The sequence below is a fragment of the Oerskovia sp. NPDC060338 genome, assembly GCF_042726295.1.
Taxonomy (GTDB): domain Bacteria; phylum Actinomycetota; class Actinomycetes; order Actinomycetales; family Cellulomonadaceae; genus Oerskovia; species Oerskovia merdavium.
In genome coordinates, this window is the sequence record NZ_JBHXCQ010000001.1 from 1 (window position 1) to 21,736 (window position 21,736).

Annotated in this window: 19 protein-coding genes and 1 pseudogene; 4 read left to right on the forward strand and 16 right to left on the reverse strand. The window is 72.6% G+C overall.

Annotation, left to right across the window (positions count from 1 at the left end; genetic code table 11):
• On the forward strand, positions 1 to 389 hold a 389-nt coding region (locus ACFWGN_RS00005; RefSeq protein WP_377615131.1), incomplete at its 5' end, for a hypothetical protein.
• Positions 390 to 687: 298 nt separating this feature from the next.
• On the opposite strand, the gene ACFWGN_RS00010 is transcribed toward ACFWGN_RS00005, so the two are convergent.
• From ACFWGN_RS00010 to ACFWGN_RS00040, 7 genes and pseudogenes are all read right to left on the reverse strand, one after another.
• The gene (locus ACFWGN_RS00010) at positions 688 to 1,875 is read right to left on the reverse strand and encodes a bifunctional 2-methylcitrate synthase/citrate synthase (RefSeq protein WP_377615132.1); all 1,188 of its coding nucleotides are present in this window, start codon (positions 1,873 to 1,875) and stop codon (positions 688 to 690) included.
• Positions 1,876 to 1,972: 97 nt separating this feature from the next.
• Complete coding sequence (gene prpB / locus ACFWGN_RS00015) at positions 1,973 to 2,866, reverse strand: methylisocitrate lyase (protein ID WP_377615133.1); 894 nt, start codon at positions 2,864 to 2,866, stop codon at positions 1,973 to 1,975.
• A 251-nt stretch (positions 2,867 to 3,117) separates the two neighbouring features.
• Positions 3,118 to 4,632 (reverse strand): annotated as a pseudogene (locus tag ACFWGN_RS00020) (MmgE/PrpD family protein); the annotation flags it as partial.
• A 161-nt stretch (positions 4,633 to 4,793) separates the two neighbouring features.
• Positions 4,794 to 5,504 carry a GntR family transcriptional regulator gene (locus tag ACFWGN_RS00025; protein ID WP_191802189.1) on the reverse strand — a complete coding sequence of 237 codons (711 nt, stop codon included), beginning with the start codon at positions 5,502 to 5,504 and terminating at the stop codon, positions 4,794 to 4,796.
• A 100-nt stretch (positions 5,505 to 5,604) separates the two neighbouring features.
• The gene (locus ACFWGN_RS00030) at positions 5,605 to 6,312 is read right to left on the reverse strand and encodes a DUF2625 family protein (protein ID WP_377615134.1); all 708 of its coding nucleotides are present in this window, start codon (positions 6,310 to 6,312) and stop codon (positions 5,605 to 5,607) included.
• A 126-nt stretch (positions 6,313 to 6,438) separates the two neighbouring features.
• The gene (locus ACFWGN_RS00035; protein WP_191802193.1) at positions 6,439 to 7,341 is read right to left on the reverse strand and encodes a formate/nitrite transporter family protein; all 903 of its coding nucleotides are present in this window, start codon (positions 7,339 to 7,341) and stop codon (positions 6,439 to 6,441) included.
• A gap of 82 nt (positions 7,342 to 7,423) precedes the next feature.
• Entirely contained in the window at positions 7,424 to 9,454 is a 2,031-nt protein-coding gene (locus ACFWGN_RS00040) for a cytochrome c biogenesis protein DipZ (RefSeq protein ID WP_377615135.1), read from the reverse strand.
• Positions 9,455 to 9,614: 160 nt separating this feature from the next.
• On the opposite strand from ACFWGN_RS00040, the gene ACFWGN_RS00045 reads away from it, so the two are divergent.
• On the forward strand, positions 9,615 to 10,289 hold the full coding sequence (locus tag ACFWGN_RS00045) for a fasciclin domain-containing protein (RefSeq protein ID WP_377615136.1): 675 nt from the start codon (positions 9,615 to 9,617) through the stop codon (positions 10,287 to 10,289).
• A 179-nt stretch (positions 10,290 to 10,468) separates the two neighbouring features.
• On the opposite strand, the gene ACFWGN_RS00050 is transcribed toward ACFWGN_RS00045, so the two are convergent.
• From ACFWGN_RS00050 to sigK, 3 genes are all read right to left on the reverse strand, one after another.
• Complete coding sequence (locus tag ACFWGN_RS00050) at positions 10,469 to 11,947, reverse strand: hypothetical protein (RefSeq protein WP_377615137.1); 1,479 nt, start codon at positions 11,945 to 11,947, stop codon at positions 10,469 to 10,471.
• Positions 11,948 to 12,142: 195 nt separating this feature from the next.
• The gene (locus tag ACFWGN_RS00055) at positions 12,143 to 12,949 is read right to left on the reverse strand and encodes an anti-sigma factor domain-containing protein (protein WP_377615138.1); all 807 of its coding nucleotides are present in this window, start codon (positions 12,947 to 12,949) and stop codon (positions 12,143 to 12,145) included.
• Positions 12,942 to 13,517, reverse strand: a complete 576-nt coding sequence (sigK, locus tag ACFWGN_RS00060) for an ECF RNA polymerase sigma factor SigK (protein WP_318244431.1) — start codon at positions 13,515 to 13,517, stop codon at positions 12,942 to 12,944. The genes ACFWGN_RS00055 and sigK overlap by 8 nt, the downstream gene beginning before the upstream one ends.
• A gap of 153 nt (positions 13,518 to 13,670) precedes the next feature.
• On the opposite strand from sigK, the gene ACFWGN_RS00065 reads away from it, so the two are divergent.
• Entirely contained in the window at positions 13,671 to 15,089 is a 1,419-nt protein-coding gene (locus tag ACFWGN_RS00065; RefSeq protein ID WP_377615139.1) for a DUF4232 domain-containing protein, read from the forward strand.
• A 167-nt stretch (positions 15,090 to 15,256) separates the two neighbouring features.
• Here ACFWGN_RS00065 and ACFWGN_RS00070 read toward each other — a convergent pair whose 3' ends face one another.
• Positions 15,257 to 16,357 (reverse strand): 3-deoxy-7-phosphoheptulonate synthase, encoded by a 1,101-nt coding sequence (locus ACFWGN_RS00070; protein ID WP_377615445.1) that lies wholly within the window; start codon positions 16,355 to 16,357, stop codon positions 15,257 to 15,259.
• Between the two features lie 466 nt (positions 16,358 to 16,823).
• On the opposite strand from ACFWGN_RS00070, the gene ACFWGN_RS00075 reads away from it, so the two are divergent.
• Positions 16,824 to 17,321 (forward strand): NUDIX domain-containing protein, encoded by a 498-nt coding sequence (locus tag ACFWGN_RS00075; RefSeq protein WP_377615140.1) that lies wholly within the window; start codon positions 16,824 to 16,826, stop codon positions 17,319 to 17,321.
• A 58-nt stretch (positions 17,322 to 17,379) separates the two neighbouring features.
• Here the strand turns inward: ACFWGN_RS00075 and ACFWGN_RS00080 are convergent, their stop codons facing one another.
• The 5 genes from ACFWGN_RS00080 to ACFWGN_RS00100 all read right to left on the reverse strand — a co-directional run bounded on the left by ACFWGN_RS00080 (position 17,380) and on the right by ACFWGN_RS00100 (position 21,531).
• Positions 17,380 to 18,204 (reverse strand): ABC transporter permease, encoded by an 825-nt coding sequence (locus ACFWGN_RS00080; protein ID WP_377615141.1) that lies wholly within the window; start codon positions 18,202 to 18,204, stop codon positions 17,380 to 17,382.
• Positions 18,201 to 19,292: an ABC transporter ATP-binding protein gene (locus ACFWGN_RS00085; protein WP_377615142.1), complete on the reverse strand. Its 1,092-nt coding sequence runs from the start codon at positions 19,290 to 19,292 to the stop codon at positions 18,201 to 18,203. Before ACFWGN_RS00085 ends, ACFWGN_RS00080 begins: the two co-directional genes overlap by 4 nt.
• 153 nt (positions 19,293 to 19,445) lie before the next feature.
• Positions 19,446 to 20,243, reverse strand: a complete 798-nt coding sequence (locus ACFWGN_RS00090; RefSeq protein ID WP_377615143.1) for a hypothetical protein — start codon at positions 20,241 to 20,243, stop codon at positions 19,446 to 19,448.
• Entirely contained in the window at positions 20,240 to 21,145 is a 906-nt protein-coding gene (locus tag ACFWGN_RS00095) for an ATP-binding cassette domain-containing protein (RefSeq protein WP_377615144.1), read from the reverse strand. The genes ACFWGN_RS00090 and ACFWGN_RS00095 overlap by 4 nt, the downstream gene beginning before the upstream one ends.
• Positions 21,142 to 21,531, reverse strand: coding sequence for a GntR family transcriptional regulator (locus ACFWGN_RS00100; RefSeq protein WP_377615145.1), 390 nt, complete (start codon positions 21,529 to 21,531; stop codon positions 21,142 to 21,144). Before ACFWGN_RS00100 ends, ACFWGN_RS00095 begins: the two co-directional genes overlap by 4 nt.
• Positions 21,532 to 21,736 lie beyond the last annotated feature (205 nt).

The following is a 21,736-nucleotide window of genomic DNA, read 5'->3' on the forward strand; positions in this document are numbered from 1 at the left end:
GCAACGCCTACGACATCATCTCCGGAGCAACCAGCCAGGCCCACGTGATGAACTGGACCACAGGCTCGGTCGTGGTCCCCTACGTCACGCTCGACTCCACGACGACGGTCCCGATCAAGATCACTCCGAGCATCCGCTGCATCGCCGGCAGGGCATTCGTCGCGGTCCGCGCCGAGAACACCAGCGACACGCCGCTCACCATCACGCTGAGCACCCCCTACGGCAGCAAGACGTTCCTGGACGTGCCGCCCGGCGCGACCCCCTACCAGTCCTTCGCGACACGCTCCACCTCGGTGAACGCGGGCAGCGTCACCGTCACGACCACCACCACCGGTGACGACCCGACCACGGTCGTGTCGCACTCCCCCTACTCCGCGCACCACTGCTGAACGCCGTCAGGCATCGCACGACCTTCCACCGAGGACCTCCCTGTACCCGCAGCGGGTCGTGGGAAGAAAGCGGCGGACACCAGAGCGTCCTCCACCGTTTCCGGTGGGGGACGCTCCGGCACGTGGTGACGCGCCTCCTCGTGGGGCACACGGGCACCACACGGCCGACGACGACCAGAGACTCACCCCAACAGCCAGGGCGGCCGGCACTCACGCACCAAGCCGCCGGGGGTGGTCGCGCCTAGCTCGCCGACCGGGGGCGTCCATCGACGGGACCCCACGGCAGCAAGGCGGGCCCTCACGGCACCGCGCGCTGCGCCTGTCCCACGTACTGGCTCAGCGGCCGGATGAGAGCGTTCGCGGCGCGCTGCTCGACGACGTGCGCGGTCCATCCCACGACGCGCGCGGCGACGAACAGCGGCGTGAACGTGGGGGTGTCGAACCCCATGAGGTGGTAGGCGGGGCCCGTCGGGTAGTCGAGGTTCGGCAGGATGCCCTTGCGCTCGGTCATCGCGGCCTCGAGCGCGTCGTACAGCTCGTCGAGCGCGGTCGCCTCGTCGGTCCCGAGGTGCGCGACCAGGTCGTCGAGCGTCTTCTTCATGGTCGGCACGCGCGAGTCGCCGTTCTTGTAGACGCGATGGCCGAACCCCATGATCTTGCGCTTGTCGGCCAGCGCCTCGTCGAGCCAGGCGGCGGCCCGGTCGGCGGTACCGATCTCGGCGAACGTCGCCATGACGGCCTCGTTCGCGCCGCCGTGCAGGGCTCCCTTGAGGGCGCCGATCGCGCCCGTGACGGCCGAGTGCAGGTCGGAGAGCGTCGAGGTGATGACGCGGGCCGTGAACGTCGAGGCGTTGAACGAGTGCTCGGCGTACAGGACCATGGAGACCTCGAACGCACGCACGACGCACGCGTCGGGCACCTCGCCGAACGTCATGTGGAGGAAGTTCTCGGCATAGCCGAGGTCCTCGTCGGGGTCGACGATCTGCTGGCCGCGGCGACGCCGCTGGTCGAGGGCCACGACCGCGGGCATCATGGCCCACAGCCGCAGGGCCTTGGCGTGCTCGGCCTCCGGGGACGAGTCCTCGGCGCTCGGGTCGTGCGCGCCCATGACCGAGACCGCGGTGCGGCACACGTCCATGGGGTGGCAGCTCGTGGGGAGCTCGAGGATCGCGTTGCGGACCTCGCCCGGCAGCGCGCGGTTCTCCCGTTCGACGGCGGTCTGCGCGGCGAGCTGCTCGGGGGTCGGCAGCTCGCCGTGCCACAGGAGGTAGGCGACCTCCTCGAAGCTCTTGCGGGCCGCGAGCTCCTGGACGGGGTAGCCCCGGTAGAGCAACGAGTTCGTGTCGGGGTTGACCTTGGAGACCGCGGTCGTGTCGACGACGACGCCCGCGAGCCCCTTGCGGATCTCGGGGTTCGGGGCCGGGGTCGCCGTGCCCTGGGCGGCCGCCGGGGCCGCGGCACCGTCGGCGGGGGTGCTGGTGGTCATGTGCTCACTCCTTCGTGATGCGGGGTCTTGTGCTGCCGTACCGGGGTCGTCGGAGCCGGCGAGGGTTCAGCCTCGCCGGCTCCGACGACCGGCCGCCCTACGGCCGGTACGTGAAGATCTCGGTGTCGAAGTGGTTGTAGCCGGCGTAGTCCACCAGCTCGTACAGCCGTGCACGCGTCTGCATCTCGCCGACCACCCCGTCCTGCGTCCCGGTCTCCCGGATCACGTCCAGCGTGCGCTCCGCGGCCCCCATCGCGCTACGCAGGAGCGTCACGGGATAGATGACGATCTGCACACCGACGGCCGCGAGCTGGTCCCGCGTGAACAGCTCGGACTTGCCGAACTCGGTCATGTTGGCCAGCACGGGCACGTCGACCGCGGAGGCCACGGCCTCGAACTCCGCGAGGTCGCGCATGGCCTCGGGGAAGATCGCGTCCGCTCCGGCGTCGACCAGCGCCTTGGCCCGGTCGATCGCGACCGCCAACCCGTCGGACGCGCGCACGTCGGTGCGCGCCATGACGAGGAAGTTCGGGTCGCGCCGGGCGTCGACCGCGGCACGGATCCGCTTCGTGGCGGTCTCGAGGTCGACGGTCGCCTTGCCGTCGAGGTGCCCGCACCGCTTGGGGTTGACCTGGTCCTCGATGTGACAGCCAGCGACGCCCGCGTCCTCGAGCGTCTGGATGGTCCGCGCGACGTTCATGGGTTCGCCGAAGCCCGTGTCGGCGTCGACGATCGCGGGCAGGTTCGTCATGCGCGCGATCTGCCCCGCACGGGTCGCGACCTCGGTGAGCGTCGTGAGGCCGATGTCCGGCAGGCCCAGGTCTGCCGAGATGACGGCCCCCGAGACGTACACCCCGTCGAAGCCCTTGTCCTCGATCAGGCGCGCCGAGAGCGGGTTGAACGCACCGGGGAGCTGGAGCAGCTCACCGGCCGCGAGCCGGGCGCGCAGCGCGGCCCGCTTGTCCGACGGCGTCACGTGCGAGTACAGCATCAGTTGCCTCCTGCGGGGGTCGGGTCGGCGGGAGCACCCGGGGCGCCGGGCCCATCGGTGCCGGCAGCATCGGCCGAGCCGGGCACGTCGTCGGTCGCGTCGCGCATGGTCCAGGCGGCCGGGCCGTCCCCCGGCCCGGTCCCGGCCGGTTCACCGCCCGCGCTGCCTGCGCCCGAGGCGCCGGTCGCCCCCGGGTGCGCGCCGGCGTCGGGCTCGCCCCCTGCCGCGCCCTGGGCGGGGCGCCCCAGCTCGAAGATGCCCGTGGGCACCGGGACCGTGTCCAGCAGACCCGGCCGCGCGACGATCGAGAGCTCGCGCACCTCGGCGGGCGTGAGCGACGGGAGACGCTGCGCGAGGTCGAGGAAGCGCTCGATCTCTGCGGGCTCGAGCACACCGTCCGCGAGCAGCCGGAACTTGGCGACGTACTGCGCGCGGGCGAACGGGCGCGCACCGAGCGGGTGCGCGTCGGCGACCGCGATCTCGCGGACGATGCGCCCGCCGTCGGCCAGCTCGATCTCGACGCGCCCGCCGAACGCCTTCTCGGCGGGGTCGACCGAGTGGTAGCGGCGCGTCCACTCGGGGTCCTCGGCCGTCGTGACCTTGCCCCACAGCGCGACCGTGTCGGCGCGACCGGCGCGCTCGGGCGTGTAGGAGTCGACGTGGTGCCACCCGCCGTCCTGGAGCGCGACCGCGAAGATGTACGGGATGGAGTGGTCGAGCGTCTCGCGCGATGCGGCCGGGTCGTACTTCTGCGGGTCGTTCGCGCCCGAGCCGATCACGTGGTGCGTGTGGTGGCTCGTGTGGATCACGATGCTCGCGATGTTGTCCGGGTCCGCGAGCCACGGGTGCTCGGCGTGCAGCGCGCGCGCCAGGTCGATGAGCGCCTGCGACTGGTACTCCGCCGAGTGCTCCTTGGTGTACGTGTCGAGGATCGCGGTCTTGGGCTCACCGGGCGACGGGAGCACGACGTCGTAGCGCCCCTCCGGGCCGTCGAGCAGCCACGCGATCACGCCGTCCTCGCCCTCGTAGACGGGCTCGGGCGAGGTCTGCCCGCGCATGGCGCGGTCCACGGCCTCGACCGCGACCTTGCCCGCGAGGGCCGGGGCGTACGCCTTCCACGTCGAGATCTGCCCCTTGCGGGACTGCCGCGTCGCGGTCGTGGTGTGCAACGCCTGCCCGATCGCCTGGAAGATCGTCGTCGTGTCGAGCCCGAGCAGGGTCCCGATCCCGGCCGCTGCCGACGGGCCCAGGTGCGCGACGTGGTCGATCTTGTGGGCGTGCAGGCTGATGGCTCGCACCAGGTCCACCTGGATCTCGTAGCCCGTCGCGATGCCGCGGACGAGCGCCGCGCCGTCGCGGCCGGCGTGCTGGGCGACCGCGAGGATCGGCGGGATGTTGTCACCCGGGTGCGAGTACTCGGCCGCGAGGAACGTGTCGTGGTAGTCGAGCTCGCGGACCGCGACGCCGTTGGCCCAGGCCGCCCACTCGGGGCTCGTGCGCGTCACGAGCGGGGTCCCGAAGACCGTCGCACCGGGCTCGTACGGGTGCGCCAGGGCCTGACCGCGGGCTGCGACGGCGGGCGCGCGCGTGAGGCTCGCGGCCGCGACGGCCGCGTTGTCGATCACGCGGTTGACGATCATCTCGACGACCTCGGTCGGCACCTCGACCGGGTCGGTCGCGAGCTCGGCGAGCTTCCACGCGAGCTGGTCGGTGCGGGCGAGGTTCTCCGCGGACCGGTGGGTCCGCAGGTGGTGGGTCGTGGGCATCGGTGCCTCCGGTGGTCGGGTGCGTCGGTTTCGTCGGGTGCGTTCGTACGTCGGCGCGGAGCGGCTCTTGCCGCGGTGCGCGGGGCCCTGCCTGCCCGACGGCGCCGCACGGGCCGAGGGGCCCGGTGGCGGTCGGCGGGGGCCGGGTGCGGCGCGCGCCGTCAGCCGGGCGGCGGGGGTGGCGGCTCCCCGAGCGCCTTGGCCGCCATCGCTGCGCTGCGCTCGATGTGCTCGCGCATGGCGCGCTCGGCCGCGTCCGGGTCTCCGCTCGCGATGGCGCGGGCGACCTCGCGGTGCTCGTCCACGTGGTCGGTCGTCCCGACGCGTTCGCGGGCGGACAGCGAGCGGTAGCGGTCGACGTGCCCGCGGATCTGGCGCAGCAGCTCCGAGCACCAGCGGTTGTCGGCCAGGGCCTCGATCTGGCCGTGGAACTGGGCGCCGATGCGCAGCACCTCGTCCTCGTGGTCGCGCACGGCGTCCATGAGCGACACGAGGCGAGCGAGCTGCTGGACGTCGGCAGGCCGTGCCCGCTCGCACGCGTCCCGGGCGAGCAGGCCCTCGAGACGAGCACGGACGTCGTAGACGCGGTGGAGGTCGGTGACCGCGAGCGGCGCGACACGCACTCCCCCGGTGGGCTGCTCGACGACGAGGGCCTCGGCCTGGAGGAGGCGCAGGGCCTCGCGGACGGGCGTGCGGCTGACGCCGAGCCGGGCCGAGAGGACGGGCTCGGTGAGCCGTTCGTCGGCCGCGAGCGAGCCGTCGATGATGCGCTGCCGCAAGAGGTCGTAGACGGCGCGGGCACCCGACTGGCGGCGGACGGCGGCGAGGGGCTCGTCGCGCGACGGGGACGACGTCGTCGGGGCGCTGGTCATGCGGCCATCGTGCCACAGCCCTTGCGTACTTGTATACAACTTGGCCGGAGGGGTTACCCAGGGACTTCTCTCTCGGTGGGCCCGGACCTCCGCCGGCGACCTAGCACCCCTCGGAGGGCGGGTCACCGCCCAGGAGGCCGTCACCCAGCGGGGACATGCGATCGGCCATCTCCTGGTGCCACACCGCGAGCCCCTCGAGCACCACGGCGTGCCGCTCGACCAGGTGCCCCGAGACCGCCCCGGACCACAGGGGCGGGTAGACGCTCAGCCCCGTGCCCGGTGGCAGGTCCTCGATGTCGAGCTCCCACCCGGGCCAGCGCAGGTCGGCCACGTACTCGGCGAGCCCACCGCTGACCGCCCACTCGGTGAACGCTCCCTGGCCGAACCCCAGGCAGTGCCACTCGAGGGTGTCGGGCGCGAAGTAGTGCACGTCCCCGAGCGGGCCGGGCAGGCCGCCGCCGTTGACCGCGAACGTCCCGCCCAGGACGTCGAACGCGACGACGAGCTTCTGGGGCGCGATCGCCCCCTCCTCCGGGGCGCCCAGGCCGTTGATCGTGGCGAGGTCGGGGAGCCCGTACCCACCTCCGCCGAGGAGCCGGAGCCACCCGTGGTCCACCAGGACGCCGCCGGTGTAGAGCGCCAGCGCGCCGAGCGTCGAGCGCGTCGTGATCTGGAGTCGGTACAGGACCTCGGGCGCCCACTCGGGCGGCGCGAGGACCTCGACCCCGGGCCGCTGGAACATCCGCGCGAGCGTGGGCCACGCAGGATCGTCGACCTGCGTGAGATCCGAGACCGTCCTGATGCCCATGACCGGGGATCATGCCACGTCCTGCAGTGAATTCCGACACGTCGCGAAGCATCCGATACCGGATTCTCCCCATCTGCGCATCTTCTCCGTGATCACGGAGGCGCGATCCCCGGAATCCCGGGGCAACTAGACCTCGCGATACGTCCGGTCCGTGAGACGAGCCGACGGGTCGAGCGCCAGGGCAGGCCCACCCTCCACGGCCTCGTCCACCCCGTGGAGCGGGCCCGAGACCGCACCGGCGTCCGGCGCCGCGGGCTGCCGGCGTCCGGCCACGGCCGCGTACCCGAGGCCCACCACGACCGCTCCCCCGACCAGGTTGCCGAGCCCGACGAACAGGAGGTTCCGTCCGAACTGTCCCCACGTCGTCATCATCTCGGGGCTGAAGAGACCGATGCTGAACGTCGTCATGTTGGCGACCACGTGCTCGAACCCCGAGGAGATGAACGCGAAGATCGCCCAGAAGATGACGATGGCCTTGCCGGCCTCCGACCGGAGCCGACCGCACGCCCAGATCGCGGCGCACACCAGGACGTTGCACAGCACGCCCCGGAAGAAGAGCTGTCCACCGGTCTCGTGGGCCTTGCCCGCGAGCATCGACGCGATCATCTCGCCCGCGGCCGCGTTGGTGTGCAGGACTCCCGACTGCACGACCATCCACCCGAACAGCATGGACCCGAGCAGGTTCCCGCCGAAGCAGAACAGCAACGTCCCGACGGCGGAGCGCACCGGGATCGTCCGGGTCACCGCTCCCTGGGTCAGGATCATCATGGCGGACGTGCTGAGCTCGGCCCCCGCGAACACGACCAGGGTCAGCGCGACCGAGAAGACGCCGCCGGCCACGAGGCGCTCGGCCGGCGCCCCGGCGGCGAGGAACGGCCCGGCCGTGGCGACCATGAGGACCACGCCCACGCCGATGTAGGCCCCCGCGAGCATCGCTGCCACCAGGTAGCGCCAGGGGTGCCGGGTTCCCTCGACCTTGGTGCGAGCTGCACGGGACTGCTCGGACAGGTTCTCGGTGAGGGTCAGCACCCTTCGATGATCCGCCCGTTCCATCTATGCGCCCCCGGAGGGTCGGCAGGTGGACCAGGTGGTCTCAGGCCCGACGCCGCCCCTACCCGAACGTGAACGTGAAGACCTGCATGCCCGCCGGGACCTCGAGCTCGACCGCCCCCTCGCTCGGCGCGTCCCCCTCGATCACCGGGTAGAGCGTCGGGTTCCCCGTGACCTCGATGTCCCGCCGCTCGACGACCTTCCCGTCGACGTCACGGACGGTCGCCACGACCGTGCCCTCGCCGCCCAGGACGGTGAAGACGTCGGTGCCCCGGTAGGCCAGCCGTACGCGGGCCCCGTCGGACACCGCGGTCGCTCCTTGGAAGTCGACGGCCCACGTGCCGCCGAGCGAGAACGTGTCTGGCGCCTGGTCCGGGGCGAGCGTGAAGGTCTGCTCCCCCGCGGCGTAGCGCGGCTCGCCCGCGTAGTTGCCGACCTTGCCGACCGAGAGGTAGGTCTCGGGGGTCGTCGCCCCGTCGGGGGTCCCGTCCTCGACCGACGTCGCGCCCGGCAGGCGCACGCCCGGGTTCGCGTCCGCGAGCAGCTCGCGGATCAGCGCCTCGGTGTTCTCGTACCCGCCCTCGCCGAACCGGATGTGCCGCACGGTCCCGTCGGCGTCGACCAGGTACTGCGCGGGCCAGTAGCGGTTGCGGTACGCGGTCCAGGTCGCGTAGGAGTTGTCCTGCGCGACCGGGTACGTGACGCCCAGGTCGTCGGCCCCCGCGACGACGTTGCGCGTCTCGCGCTCGAACGCGAACTCCGGCGTGTGCACCCCGATCACCTCGAACCCCTCGCCCACGTCCTTGTACTGCTCGTACCAGGCGTCGACGTGCGGGATCGCGCGCTGGCAGTTGATGCAGGAGTAGGCCCAGAAGTCGACCAGGACGACCTTGCCCCGCAGGTCGTCGAGCGCGAGCGGCTGGTCGCCGGGGGTGTTGAACCACGTGTCGATCGCGCGCAGCGCGGGGGCCGGCCCGCAGTCCTCGAGCTCGGGCGCACCGTTCGAGCAGCTCGACAGCCCGCGGTTCTCGTCCGTGACGATCCCGCCGAGGTCGAGCGCCTCGCGCACCGTCCCGGACGCGTCGACGCGCTCCTGGAGGCTGCCCGTGTAGTCGGGCAGCGCGCGCTGGAGGTAGGCGGGCAGGTTGAACGCGAGCCCGACGGCGAGCGCGATCATGACCACGCCGCCCGCCACGCGGATCCCGCGCGTGTGGCGCTGGAAGGCCTTGACCCGCTCGGCCACCCGACGGCCCGCGAGGGCGAAGACCAGCAGCGGGAGCGCGGCACCCACCGCGAACGACACCGTGAGGGCGACCGTCTCCGGTCCGATGTTCCCCGTCGCGCCCGCGACCGTGATGGCCGCGAGGACCGGTCCCGCGCACGGGACGTACAGGACTCCGAGGCCCAGGCCCAGCACGAACGCCCCACGGTCCTGGCTCCGCGTCCCTCGTCGCGCACCGAGCGCCGCGACCCGCTGGAACGGTCGTTCGAGCACCTCCTCGAACCGCGGCACGATCATGCCCACGCCGATCACCGCGAGCAGCGTCAGCCCCACCCAGCGCAGGAGGTCCTGCGGCAGGCCGAGCGCCCCGAGGAGCAGCGAGCCGAGCAGGGTGAACACGCTGAAGCTCACGACGAGGCCCGCGATCACGAGGTACGGGCGCCACGAGCGGCGAGCGCCCCGGCCCGCGGCGCCCTGGGCGTCCGTGCCGCTCCGGGCCCGACGGCGCCGCTCGCCGTCCGTCGGCGGGGAGACGTCCGCCGTGGCCGGGTTCGACGGCGCACCCGGCGCCGGGGAGGCAGCCGGACGGACGGCCGTGACCACCTGTCCGCGCGCCCCCACCGTCACGGCGCCCGGAGCGCCGGCGAAGAGCGCGGCGGTCGGGGCGCTGGCCGTGGCCTCCGCCGAGGGTGACCGGACCGCGGTGGTGGCTCCGTCGTCGGGCACGGTGGGCACAGCGGGTGCGGCCGCGCCCTCGCGGGCCCCCTGCACACCGCCGGCGAAGAAGATCACGGGGAGCATCGGGAGGATGCACGGCGAGATGCCGGTGATGAGGCCACCGATCAGGCCGATGAGCACGAGGGTTTCCATGGCCGGGGTTCGGCGCAGCGGCCCGCACGGATGGGTGGGCGGGACGTCGTGCTCCTGCGCACACCGCGCCGGAGTTCCGACCCATCCGACCGGGAACCGGCTCCGAACCTCCTCCGAGACGCCCCGCACCTGACGGGGCGACGACAACGAGGAGAGACCGATGAACGTTCGAACCCGTACCTCGTACGCCGTGGTCGGTGCAGCGACCCTGGCGATCCTTGGCCTGTCGGCCTGCAGCTCCGACACCGGCTCGGGCAGCGACGACACGTCGAGCGCGGCCGAGACGACGACGCCCGGCGACGACATGTCCGAGGACGCCATGACCCCCGAGGTCGACCCGGCAGCCAACCTCGTCGGCCCCGGCTGTGCCGCCTACGCCGAGCAGGTCCCCGACGGCGCCGGCTCCGTCACGGGCATGTCGACCGACCCCGTCGCGGTCGCGGCGTCCAACAACCCGCTGCTCACGACCCTCACGGCCGCGGTGAGCGGGCAGCTCAACCCCGACGTGAACCTGGTCGACACCCTCAACGGCGGCGAGTTCACGGTGTTCGCGCCCGTCGACGACGCCTTCGCCAAGATCGACCCGGCGACCATCGAGAGCCTCAAGACCGACTCCGACACGCTGACCAAGATCCTCACCTACCACGTGGTCCCCGGACAGCTGACCCCGGACCAGGTCGTCGGCGAGCACGAGACCGTCGAGGGCGGGACCGTGACCGTCACGGGCTCGGGCGACGACCTCAAGGTCGACGACGCCTCGGTGATCTGCGGCGGTGTCATGACCCAGAACGCCACGGTCTACCTGATCGACACGGTCCTCATGCCGACCATGTGACCCCCCGACGCCGGCCGTCGCGGTTGTCCCCGTGCCGCGGCGGCCGGCCCACCAGGAGATGCACGGGGACACGGACGAGGAGCCGGTCGCTCCGGACTGGATGCCCCGAGCGACCGGCTCCTCTCGTGCGCCCGGCCCTCAGGGGCGGACGGTCATGCTGAGGTTCAGCGCGTCAGCGGTCAGCCGTTCGCCCTGCGGCGCGCCCACACGAGCGCAGCACCGCCACCGACGAGCAGGAGCGCGAGGAACCCGGCTGCTCCGGCCGTGGCTCCCGTCGCGGCGAGCGACGGACCGCTCGGCGCCTCGGCGCTCACGGGACCGGGGGCCGCGACGACCGGCGGGTTGGCGCACGACGCCGTGCCCTCCGGGTAGCGGACCGTCGTGGAGTAGTCGGGGTTGACCTGGAACAGGACCTCGACGTCCGAGCGCGTCCACGCGAAGTTGCCGTCGGTCTCGACGTAGGTGCCGTCGGACTGACGCTCCCAGCCGGGCCAGGCACGGGGCTCGTCCGCGGACGCGCCCGGCCACAGGATCCTGCCGTCGAGAGGCAGCCCCTCGACCGTGTAGTCCTCACCCTCGCCGGGGTTCAGGAACGTGATGCTCAGGGGGCGGTCGCTGTCGGCCTCGTACCCCTCGGGCAGGAAGACCTCGTAGCCGAGGTAGGGCGTGTCGGCCTCGCAGACCGCGCCGATCTCACCGGGCGTCAGGACGCACTCCTGCGCGCCGAGCTCCGGGTCGATCAGGAACGACGCGCTCCTGCCGTCCTCGGCGAGCACGTACCCCGCGGACTCACCCAGAGCGACGCCGTCCCCGGCGTGCGCGACGATCGCGCCGTCGGTCCGCGTGTAGCTGATCTGCTCGGTGCTCTCGGGCAGGACGAAGCGCTCGTCGTCGGTGCCGCAGACCTCGAGGATCGTCGGTGCGACCGGGGGCACGAACGTCAGGGACGGCTCCTCGGGCTCCGGCGCGACAGGCGTCTCCGGCTCGGCCGGGGGCACGGTCTCCTCGACGCACTCCGGGACCTCGACGAGGTCGTCGAGGTCGTGGTGCTTGGAGCCGGTCAGGACCCCGCCCAGCGCGGACTTCGGCGGAGTGATGGTCTCGGGCCAGACGAACGTCCCGTCCTGACGGATCCTGTCCTGCTGGACCGCCCACCCGTCCCCGCAGACCTCCCGCGGGAGGTCGGCCGGGAAGGTGGTGTACCACTCGGTCCCCGGCTTGTGGTCGACGAGCGTCTGGGGTCCGGAGTTCTCCCAGGCGGCGGGCTTCGCGGGGTCGTTCTTCTTGTAGACGTAGATGCCCACCTCGTTGCCCGGCGTGGGTGCGGAGACGCACGGCGTGGTCTTTCCCTGCTGCGCGAAGTCGTACTTCTTGCCGTCCGAGGCACGCACGTCGATCTCCCACGAGTGGGCGACCGACGAGTCGGGGAAGACGTAGGAGGTCGAGTACGAGCGCTGGAACGTCTCGTCCTTGACGACCTTTCCGTCGACCTTCACGGTGACGGTGTTGTCCTTGGCGGAGTAGGCCTTGAGCGAGAGGTCGAGGCCCGTGCAGGTCGCTGAGACCTGCGGGGTGTGGGCAGAGGCGGGGGCCGCGGTGGCGACCAGTCCGCCGAGGGCGAGCAGCGAGGCTGCCGTGCTCGCCAGGAGCTTCTTCACGGGTGGTGGATTCCTTCCGGGGTGATGCCGAGATGCGACGTCGCACGCACGACACGGGGTGGGAACGTGTCGTATTGCATCACCAATACCCAGACTTTGACAAACCCCGACATATATCCGGAATCGGACCAAGGAATTACCCGAGCGCGGGCATTCAGGCAGGATCTCAGCCTCAGAAATATCCGAGATCGAGCATCAGGTCTCGAGGACCACCAAGGGGTCGCTCGTCGGCTGCGGAGAACCCCCGGCGGGCTCGAGCGTCACCGCGACCCCCGCACTCCCGGCCGCATCGACGAGCAGGGCCGCCGAGCCGTCCCGGGCGTCGAACACCCCGGCAGAGACCATGCCCTCCCCCTCGACGAGCCAGAGCTGGTAGTCCTCGGCGGCACCCGCCTGCGGCAGGTCCGTGACGGAGAACAGCACCCGGTCACCCGAGACGAGCGCGCTCGCGTCCCCGCCTCCGACCATCTCGCCCCGGACGATCTCCGCCGCCGGGTCGGCGAGCATCGAGGCCATGGCGTCGGCCTGCGTCTGGAGCCGGACCTGCTCCTGGCGGGCCTGGACGGCCAGCGTCGTCGGGACCGCTACGGCCGCGACCGCGGCGGCGACCGCGGCCACGACGACCCACCGCCGGGGAGCGCGCGCCGGGCCCCCTGGGCGTGCGTCTCCGCGGCCTGCCCCGGGGGCCGCGACCTGCGGCGTCGACGCGACGCGCCCGAGCACCGCGTCCCGGAGCGAGGCAGGTGGGTCCGCGTCGACCGTGAACGCCGCGACCACCGCGCGGTGCTCGTCGAGCTCGCGGCGCGCGTCGGCGTCGGAGGCCAGCAGCCGTTCGACCACGCGGCGGTCCAGGTCGTCGACCGCGTCGAGCGCGTAGGCGGCGAGCAGGTCGCGCGGGTCGTCCGTGCGCGGACCTTCTCCGTCGGCGACCGGTCCGTCCACGCCACCACGCGACGTGGAAGAGCGCCCGGTGTCGCGGCCGTCGCCGGTGTCGTCAACCACGGTTCACCCCCAGGCAGTCGCGCAGGCGGACGAGCCCGTCACGGATCCTCGACTTCACGGTCGGCACGGCCGCACCCAGCTCGAGCGCGACCTCGCGATACGTCAGACCGCCGAAGTAGGCCCGGACGACCGACTCGCGCTGGGTCTCGGTCAGGCTCCCGAGGCACCGGCGCACGGCAGCCGACTCGAGCAGCTGCTCGACCTCCTCGGCGACGACGTCGTGGCCTCCCCCGGCGAACCTGCCGTCGACGTCCTTCTGGTCCCGGACCCGGCGGGACTGCTCGGCCCGCACCCGGTCCACCGCTCGCCGTCGGGCCATCGTGACGACCCAGGTCCGGGCCGAACCCCGGGAGGCGTCGAAACGCACCGCCGTCTGCCACACCTCGATCATCACCTCCTGGGTCACCTCGGCCGCGTGGTCGTGGTCGCGCAGCACGCCCAGGGCCGTGCCGAACACGGCCGGCGCCAGGGCGTCGTACACCGGCGCGAACGCAGCCGGATCACCCTCGGCGCACGCGGCGAGCGCGGCATCGAGAGCATCGGGCTCGCTCGTCCTCACGGGTGGCACCCGACCAGTCTGCCCCAGGCTCCCCACCGCGGCGCACGGGCGGGACGTCCGCGGGTGCACAGCATCCGCGACGGCTGAGGCACCCATGGTTCGTCGCGGACGGGGTCGCGGATGGGTCGCCGGCCGGTCGGAGGCTGCCGCTACCCTCACGGGGTGACCGAGACGCCGCAGACCGCCCGGCTCCATCCCCTCTACGTCGTCGTGGGCGTGCTCTTCGTGGCGCTCGTCGCGCTCGCGCTCTGGGCGACCGCACGCGGAGACGACCAGGCGGCCGGGCAGGGGGACGAGCGCGAGGCCCCTGCCGACCCGGCCACGTCGCAGGACGCCACGATCCGCGAGGACGTCGAGCGTGACCTCGGGGCGATCGAGGGGGTCGAGTCCGCGACGGTCGAGGTGCTCGACGAGGACCTTCTCGAGGGCCTTCCCGAGCACGTCCCGGCACCCGCAGCCTCGGTGACGGTCGACCTCGAGAGCTTCCGGACCCCCGAGGACGCGCAGGCGACCGTCGACGCCGTCTACGGCGTCCTCACCACCTCGGGGCTCAGCGGCTCACCCACGCTCACCGTGGTCGACACGCTGCCGGGCACCGCTGCGACGATGAGGCTCGAACCCACCGGCCCGGGAGACAGGTCGGTCCACGACGCCGTGGCGTTCCTCGACGCGGGAGCGACCGCGGTCCACCTCACGGCCGACAACGCGGCGGTCACCGGCCGTGAGCCCGCCGCCCTCCCCGGGCTGGCCGAGGTCGCGGGCACCCTCGCGCGGCCGCTGAACTCCCTCTCGACCGACGGCTACGGCGCGATGTACACCTCGAGCGTCGACCCCGTACCGCCGCCGCTGCCCGCCGTCCAGCTCCTCGCCGAGGCCGGGTCGCGCGACGAGACGACCCAGGCCGTCTACGAGGTCAGGTCGCCCACGGGGAACCCCGTGCCACTGCTCACGGTCTATGTCGAGGGCCCGCCGACGCCCGTCGCGGACTGGTTGCGCGCCTCGGGCCAGGCAGACCTCCTGGGCAGCGCGATCGCCTTCACCGTCCACGGCAGCGAGACCTCCGAGTCCGGGTTCGTCTCGGACCGCGAGCTCGTGAGCACGGACCCCGCGGGAGACGAGGCCGACGCCGCGGCCGCAGCCGCCGACGGGGTGCCGCCCTGCACCGGGCCGGACCTTCGCGCAGGGGTGACCGGGTTCGACGCCGCCGCCGGGTCACGCTTCCTCACCGTCACCGCGGAGAACGTGTCCGACGCCCCGTGCGCGCTCGACGGACGCCCCGGGCTGAGCTTCCTGCGCGCCTCGGGCACCGTCCCGGACGTCCTGGCCGAACCGGAGGTCCCCGGGCAGAGCCCCGTGCGGGTCGTCGTGCCGCCGGGCGGCGTCGCGACGTCCCAGCTCCGGTGGGGCGCCATGTCGACGGCCAACGACCCCGACCAGACGACGAGCGTCCTCGTCACGACCGTGCCCGGCGCCGAGGTGACCCGCCTTCGCGTGACGGACGTCCCGGGCGCCGACTCGGGCGTCGACATCCTCGAGGGCGCTCGCGTCGTGGTCGGCGACTGGGTCCGCGCCGCGTCCTGACCGGGGACGGTCGCGCACCTGCCCACCCACCGCTCGCGGCCCGGGCCCAGCGCCCCGCACCCGCGCGACTGCTCGCAGCCGGGCTCGGTCGCACGGCCGCAGCACGCACGACGGCCGCCCTCCCCGCGGGGAGAGCGGCCGTCAGCCGAGCCGAGAAGTACCGGGACTCAGAGCGCCCGGCGTGCCCGCACCGACTCGGCCAGCTCGCCGAGCAGCTCGGCCGTGGTGTCCCAGTCGATGCACTTGTCCGTCACGGACTGCCCGTAGACGAGCCCGCGCGGAGCCGGCGCCTGCGCCCCGGCCACGATGAAGCTCTCCATCATGAGCCCCGTGATCCCGGCCTCGCCCTCGGCGATGCGCGTCGCGACCTCGCGCACGACCTCGGCCTGACGCACGTGGTCCTTGCCCGAGTTGCCGTGGCTCGCGTCGATCACCAGGCCGTGCTCGACGGCCCCGCCCAGACCCGAGGCCGCGGCCACGCGCAGGGCGGACGCGACGTCGTCGGGCCCGTAGTTGGGGCCGCTGCGGCCACCGCGCAGGATGATGTGGCAGTCCGGGTTGCCCGCGGTCTCGACCGCGGCCGCCCGGCCCGCGCCGTCCGTGCCGAAGAACGTGTGCTCGCTCGCCGCGGTGATGCAGCCGTCGACCGCGATCTGGATGTCGCCGTCGGTCGCGTTCTTGAAGCCGACGGGCATCGACAGGCCCGACGCGAGCTGGCGGTGCACCTGGCTCTCGACGTTGCGCGCGCCGATCGCGCCCCACGAGACGGCGTCCGCGATGTACTGCGGGCTCGTGGGCTCGAGGAACTCGGTCGCCGCGGGGACACCCGCGTCGAGGACGCCGAGCAGGACCTCGCGCGCCAGGTGCAGACCACGGTTGACGTCGTGCGTGCCGTCGAGGTCCGGGTCGTTGATGAGGCCCTTCCAGCCGACCGTCGTGCGCGGCTTCTCGAAGTACACGCGCATGACGATCGCGAGGTCCTCCGACAGGTCCTTGGCCACGGCCGCGAGGCGGTGCGCGTAGTCGAGGGCCGCCTCGGGGTCATGGATCGAGCACGGGCCGACGATCACGAGCAGACGGTCGTCGTCCCCCGCCAGGACGTCCCGGATCTCGCGGCGCGACTGGGTGACCAGGTCACCGCGCGCCGTGCCGAGGGGAAGCTCGGCGAGCATGTCGACGGGGGCGGGCAGCGGGTCGAGGGCGCGGATGCGCAGGTCGCTCGTGGGCGCCTGCAGCTCGTACTCGGGGTGAGAGGTCACGACTTCCATGGTGTCACCTGCGCCGGTGGCGGAGGTGACCGTCTCGGGGTGACGTTCGTCGACGGTCTCGGCAGAGACGGTGGTCGAGGTCGTGGCGGTCATGCGAGGGCTCCTGATCTGAAGGTGACTCAGACGGAGCCGTGCGGCCTGCTCTGTGTCCGGAGTCGGCCCGTCTGAATGACGAAGGGCCCGGACGCGGTCTGCGTCCAAGGCCCTGTGCTGGCTCCGGGGAAGGTTGGTCAGGCGAACGCCCGCTCGGCCCCTCCAGGAGCCAGCGTAAAGCGCCAATACCAACGAACCGTGTTCACCGGACGACCGTAGCACAGCGGTTTTGGTGCCCCACGGGGCCGTCTCAGACTCCGGGCACGGTGCTCGCCGAGGCAGCTCCGCCGAGAAGTGAGCTGTTGCCCGTGTTCCGGTCGGATCAGGGGCAACAGCTCACTTCTCGGCATCGCACGCCGTCTACGCTCGGTCCATGCCGATCCCCGAGTTCGTCGCCGCCCTCCGCTCCCACGTCGGGACCGACCTCCTGTGGATGCCAGGAGTCACGGGGGTCGTGATCGACGACGACGGTCGCCTCCTCCTGGGTCAGCGTGCCGACTCGGGGCAGTGGGCAGTCGTCAGCGGGATCCTCGAGCCGGGCGAGGACCCCGCCGTGGGCCTCGCGCGCGAGGTCCTCGAGGAGACCGGGGTGAGCGTCCGGGTCGACGCGCTGACCGGGGTCACGGTGACCCCGGTCGTCGAGTACCCGAACGGCGACCGCTCGCAGTACCTGGACCTGTGCTTCCTGTGCCGCCCGGTCTCCCCCGCCGCAGCGGCCGCGGCTCACGTGGCCGACGACGAGTCGCTCGCGGTCGCCTGGTTCGCGCCCGACGACCTGCCCGCCGACCTCGCCGCCTCGACGAGCGAGCGGCTCGGCCACGCGCTGGGCTACCTCGCGGACCCGACCGCGGGGCCGTTCTTCGTCCGGTAGCCCGGAGCACCGGGCGAGCCTGCGCGTCCCGACGTGCCTCGGTACCCCGCGCGTCGCGTCACGACCAGCGGAACAACCGTGCCGCCACCGGGAGCAGCACCACGGTCCACACGGCCATGACCACGATCTGGGACACGGGCACACCGGTCTCGAACCAGCCCGTCGTCATGGCCTGCGTCGCGGCGCCGAGGGGCGTGTACCCGCCGATCGTGCGGAGCGCCTCGGGCATGATCGGCCCGGGCGTCCACATGCCCGCGAGGAAGAGCATCGGGAAGTAGAGCGTCATCCCGATCGCCGACGCCGTGCTGGCCTTGCCCGCGCGCGACGCGATGAGCATCCCGAGCGAGAACATCGACAGGATCCCCAGCAGGAAGCTCCCGACCACGATCGAGAGGTTGGCGGGCGCCGCGAGGTCGAACACCAGGCTCCCCACGAGCACCGCGAGCAGCGCCGCGACGCACACCGTCACCAGGTTGATGACCACGTGCGCCCCGATGAGCCCCTGCGGCCTCATGGGTGTGGTCGAGAGCCTGCGCAGCACGCCCTTCTCGCGGAACGTCGCGAAGTACACGGGCATGGTCGTGAGCGCGACGGTCGCGACCGCGGTCGCGAGCGCCACGGGCACGTAGACCGCGACGGCGGTCAGCCCTCCCCAGGGCGGCGGTGCGTCGGTGATGACCTCCCGCATGCCGGGGATCGCGAAGCCCACGCCCACGAGCAGCACGGTCGGGAAGAGGAGCGCGAAGAAGACCGTCCCCGGGTCGCGGAGCAGGAGGCGGGCCTCGGTCAGGGTCAGGGTCCGCAGGCCGTGCCAGCCAGTACCCGCGAACTTGCGGCGCCGGGGTGCTGCCACCTGCGCGTGTGTTGCCGTCTGCGTGGTCATCGCCCTGCTCCTTCGGTGCTGGACCGGTCGTCGGTCGCCGTGGGGCCCGTCGCCCCGGTGTGGTCGTACGTCCTGCCCGTGACGTGCACGAACACGTCCTCGAGCGAGCGGGTCACGGTCCGGACGTCGGGCACGACGTCCGCCTCGGCGAGGGCCAGCACGACGACGGGCAGCACCCGCCGGGTCCCGGTCACCTCGATCTCGTGGCCCTCGCGCGTCACGGCCTGGACGTCCGCGAGCCCGGCGAGGATCTCGAGCGCCTCGGCCTCCTCGTGCGGTTCGAGCCGCAACCGGAGCACGCGCGACGAGTCGACCGACTCGATGAGCTCGGCGGGCGAGCCGGCCGCGACCACGACGCCCTGGTCGATGATGACGAGGCGGTCGCACAGGCGCTCGGCCTCGTCCATGAAGTGGGTGACGAGCAGGATCGTCACGCCGCGGTCGCGCACGCGCTCGACGAGCTCCCACGTGGCGCGCCGGGCCTGCGGGTCCAGGCCCGTGGTCAGCTCGTCGAGGATGGCGACCTGCGGGTTCCCCACGAGCGCGAGCGCGATCGACAGGCGCTGCTTCTGCCCGCCCGACAGCTTCCCGAACTGGCGGGCCCGGTGGGGCGTCAGGTCGAGCAGGTCCATGAGCTCGGCAGGGTCCGCGGGCGACTCGTAGAACGACGCGTACAGCCGCAGCGCCTCGGCGACCGTCATGCGCTCGTTGAGCTCGGCCTCCTGGAGCTGGACGCCCAGGACCTCGCGGACCGAGGCCGGGTCCGCCTGCGGGTCCCGTCCGAGGATCCGGACGGTCCCGCCGTCGGCCTGCCGGAGCCCCGCGAGGCACTCGACCGTGGTCGTCTTGCCGGCCCCGTTGGGACCGAGGATCCCGAAGATCTCCCCCGGCCCGACGGCGAGGCTCACGTCGCGCACGGCGACGTTGCTCCCGTACGCCTTGCGCAGGGCGACGATCTCGATGGCGGGTGCGGCGCCGTCGGGCACCGTGGTCGAGGGCGCACCGACGGGCGCGCTGCTCAGAACTGCGCCCGCTGCGGGCGCGCTGCCCGGCGACGAACCTGCCGGGACGGGATGTGCGGTGGTCATGATGCCCTCCCTGAGGGTGTGTTCGCCCGCCGGGCGGCGACCCGGTGGACCGGGCGCCGTCCGCTGGACGGTGATGGACGAGCTGGTGAGGGGCACGACGCTCCCTCTGACGAGGGGACGCTGCGCGCAAAGGCGTCGGGGACGCCAGGGCCGTCAGGTCGTGACGGGAGCGATGGCCACCGACCGCGTGACCAGGTGGAACGTGAGAGCCGCTGCGGCGAGGGCCACGAGGCCACCCACGACCGCGGTGAGGACCTGCGCGTCGGCCAGGCCGACGGCCTGGGCGAACGGCCTGCCGAAGTAGCCGCTCTGGAACGCGAGCTCGACGAGGACCACGGGGACCAGCAGGAGCGGGATCGCGAACGTCCCGCGCCACACCCCGAACCCGTAGTACCCCATGCCGATCGCCGCGCCCGAGAGCCAGTACACGCTGCAGAAGAACGCCTGCACCAGGAACGCGGTGCCGACCTGACCGCCGTCGACGTAGAGCTGGGCCCGGTCGAGCTCGGGTGACCAGCCCTGCGCCCGGAAGACGAGCCACTCCACGTAGCCCAGGACCGCCGCCACGAGGGCGAACGTGAGCCCCAGGATCACAGCCGTGCACCAGGTGGAACGGATGAACGACCGGCGCGTGCCACCCGCCGCGACGTGCACCGCGATGCTCGCGATGGGCGCGATGATGCCCATGACGAACAGGAAGAACTTCGCCGACCCGCTCACGACGCCGTCGATCACGCTGCCGTCGAGGATGTCGGTGCGCACCTCGACGTAGCCGATGATGCCCGCGACGATCAGCACGATCACCCAGAACCACGCACCGATCTGCCAGGTCCCCGCGGACATCGACCACGTCGCGGTGCGCAGCGACCGCCTCTCGGCCGTACGGCGCACCGCGGCACGCTGCGCCTCCCGGCTGGTGAGGGCCGTGGGGCCCGTCAGGTTCTCGGTCATGACCGCTCCTCTCGGGTCAGGTGCACGAACAGGTCCTGCAAGGGCACCGCACCGAGCTCGATGCCCGCCTCGGTCGCAGCGGCCCGCTCCGCGTCGTCGAGCGTCCCGAACAGCGTGACCTGGGCCGTGCCGCCCAGGCGTTGACGGGCCAGCACGCGACGGCCGTCCACGAACGACTCGACCGCGGCCGCGGACCCCGTGAGGCTCACTCCCCTGCTCCGGACGGACTCGCCGCTCTCCGCGAGGAGCACGCGCCCCTTGTCCACGATGACGACGTCCTCGAAGATCCGCTCGACCTCGTCGATCAGGTGGCTCGAGAGGACGATCGTGCGCGGGTGCTCGGTGTAGTCCTCGACGAGCGCGTCGTAGAACGCGTACCGGCTCGGCGCGTCCATGCCCAGGTAGACCTCGTCGAAGATCGTCAACGGCGCGCGGGACGCGAGACCGATGACCGCGCCGAGCGCCGAGCGCTTGCCGCGCGAGAGGCTCTCGGGGGTCTTGCGCAGGTCGACCTCGAACAGGTCGACCAGACGGGCCGCGAGGTCCGCGTCCCAGTGCTCGCGCATCTCGGCGTAGTACCCCAGGCTGTCGGCGACCTTGGTCGAGGTGATCGTGTCGCCGCTCTCCCGGACGAGCTGCGTGCCGGCCATGGCCCACGCGTTCTCGAACGGGTCCTCGCCGTCGACCAGGACCGTCCCGGCGTCCGGGCGGCGCATGGCGGCGATCAGCGAGAGCGCGGTCGTCTTGCCCGCGCCGTTGCGGCCGAGCAGGCCCGTGATGGTGCCGGGACGGACCTGGAGGCTCAGGCCGTCGAGCGCCGGGTGCTTCTCGTCCTTGCCGAAGCTCAGGGTCACGTCCCGCAGCTCGACGCCGAACGGCTCGGGGCGGGTGGGGGCGGTCATGAGGTCTCTCCCGTCGGGGTGGGGCGGTCCTGGGGGCCGCGGCCGAGCACGTGGTCCACGATCTCGGCGGGCGTGATGCCCAGCAGGTCGGCCTGGACCAGGGCCGGGCGCAGGACCTCGGCGAAGTAGCGGTCGCGGTGCTCGGCGAGCAGCTTCTCGCGTGCTCCGGAGGCGACGAACATGCCGACACCGCGCCGCTTGTAGAGGACTCCCTCGTCGACCAGCCCGGCGAACGCCTTGGCGGCGGTCGCGGGGTTGATGCGGAAGGTCGTCGCGTACTGGGTGGTGGACATGACCTGCTCCTCCTCGGCGAGGTCGCCGCTCAGGATCTGGGCGCGGATCTGCTGGGCGATCTGCAGGTAGATGGGTTCAGGTCCGTCGAACATGGTGCCCATCCTCTCGTCGATCGCACGTTCTGTGGTTCATTACATGAGTAATGAACCACAGAACCCTGGCCGTGCGCAAGGGGCGACGCTGCCGAGAAGTGGGGGGTGGGGGGGGGGAGCGGCGGGGGGAGGGGGGGCCCGGAACAAATAAGCGGGGTGAGGGGGACCCCACCCAACACCCCCCCCCACCCCCCCCCCCCCCCCG

Bases quoted from the DNA above. Each gene is read 5' to 3' on its own strand.
- ACFWGN_RS00090 (WP_377615143.1), bottom strand. From the start codon at position 20,243: ATGACCGAGAACCTGACGGGCCCCACGGCCCTCACCAGCCGGGAGGCG.
- prpB (WP_377615133.1), bottom strand. From the start codon at position 2,866: ATGCTGTACTCGCACGTGACGCCGTCGGACAAGCGGGCCGCGCTGCGC.
- ACFWGN_RS00045 (WP_377615136.1), top strand. From the start codon at position 9,615: ATGAACGTTCGAACCCGTACCTCGTACGCCGTGGTCGGTGCAGCGACC.
- ACFWGN_RS00025 (WP_191802189.1), bottom strand. From the start codon at position 5,504: ATGACCAGCGCCCCGACGACGTCGTCCCCGTCGCGCGACGAGCCCCTC.
- ACFWGN_RS00010 (WP_377615132.1), bottom strand. From the start codon at position 1,875: ATGACCACCAGCACCCCCGCCGACGGTGCCGCGGCCCCGGCGGCCGCC.
- ACFWGN_RS00070 (WP_377615445.1), bottom strand. From the start codon at position 16,357: ATGGAAGTCGTGACCTCTCACCCCGAGTACGAGCTGCAGGCGCCCACG.
- ACFWGN_RS00075 (WP_377615140.1), top strand. From the start codon at position 16,824: ATGCCGATCCCCGAGTTCGTCGCCGCCCTCCGCTCCCACGTCGGGACC.
- ACFWGN_RS00040 (WP_377615135.1), bottom strand. From the start codon at position 9,454: ATGGAAACCCTCGTGCTCATCGGCCTGATCGGTGGCCTCATCACCGGC.
- ACFWGN_RS00080 (WP_377615141.1), bottom strand. From the start codon at position 18,204: ATGACCACGCAGACGGCAACACACGCGCAGGTGGCAGCACCCCGGCGC.
- ACFWGN_RS00085 (WP_377615142.1), bottom strand. From the start codon at position 19,292: ATGACCACCGCACATCCCGTCCCGGCAGGTTCGTCGCCGGGCAGCGCG.
- ACFWGN_RS00100 (WP_377615145.1), bottom strand. From the start codon at position 21,531: ATGTTCGACGGACCTGAACCCATCTACCTGCAGATCGCCCAGCAGATC.
- ACFWGN_RS00095 (WP_377615144.1), bottom strand. From the start codon at position 21,145: ATGACCGCCCCCACCCGCCCCGAGCCGTTCGGCGTCGAGCTGCGGGAC.
- ACFWGN_RS00030 (WP_377615134.1), bottom strand. From the start codon at position 6,312: ATGGGCATCAGGACGGTCTCGGATCTCACGCAGGTCGACGATCCTGCG.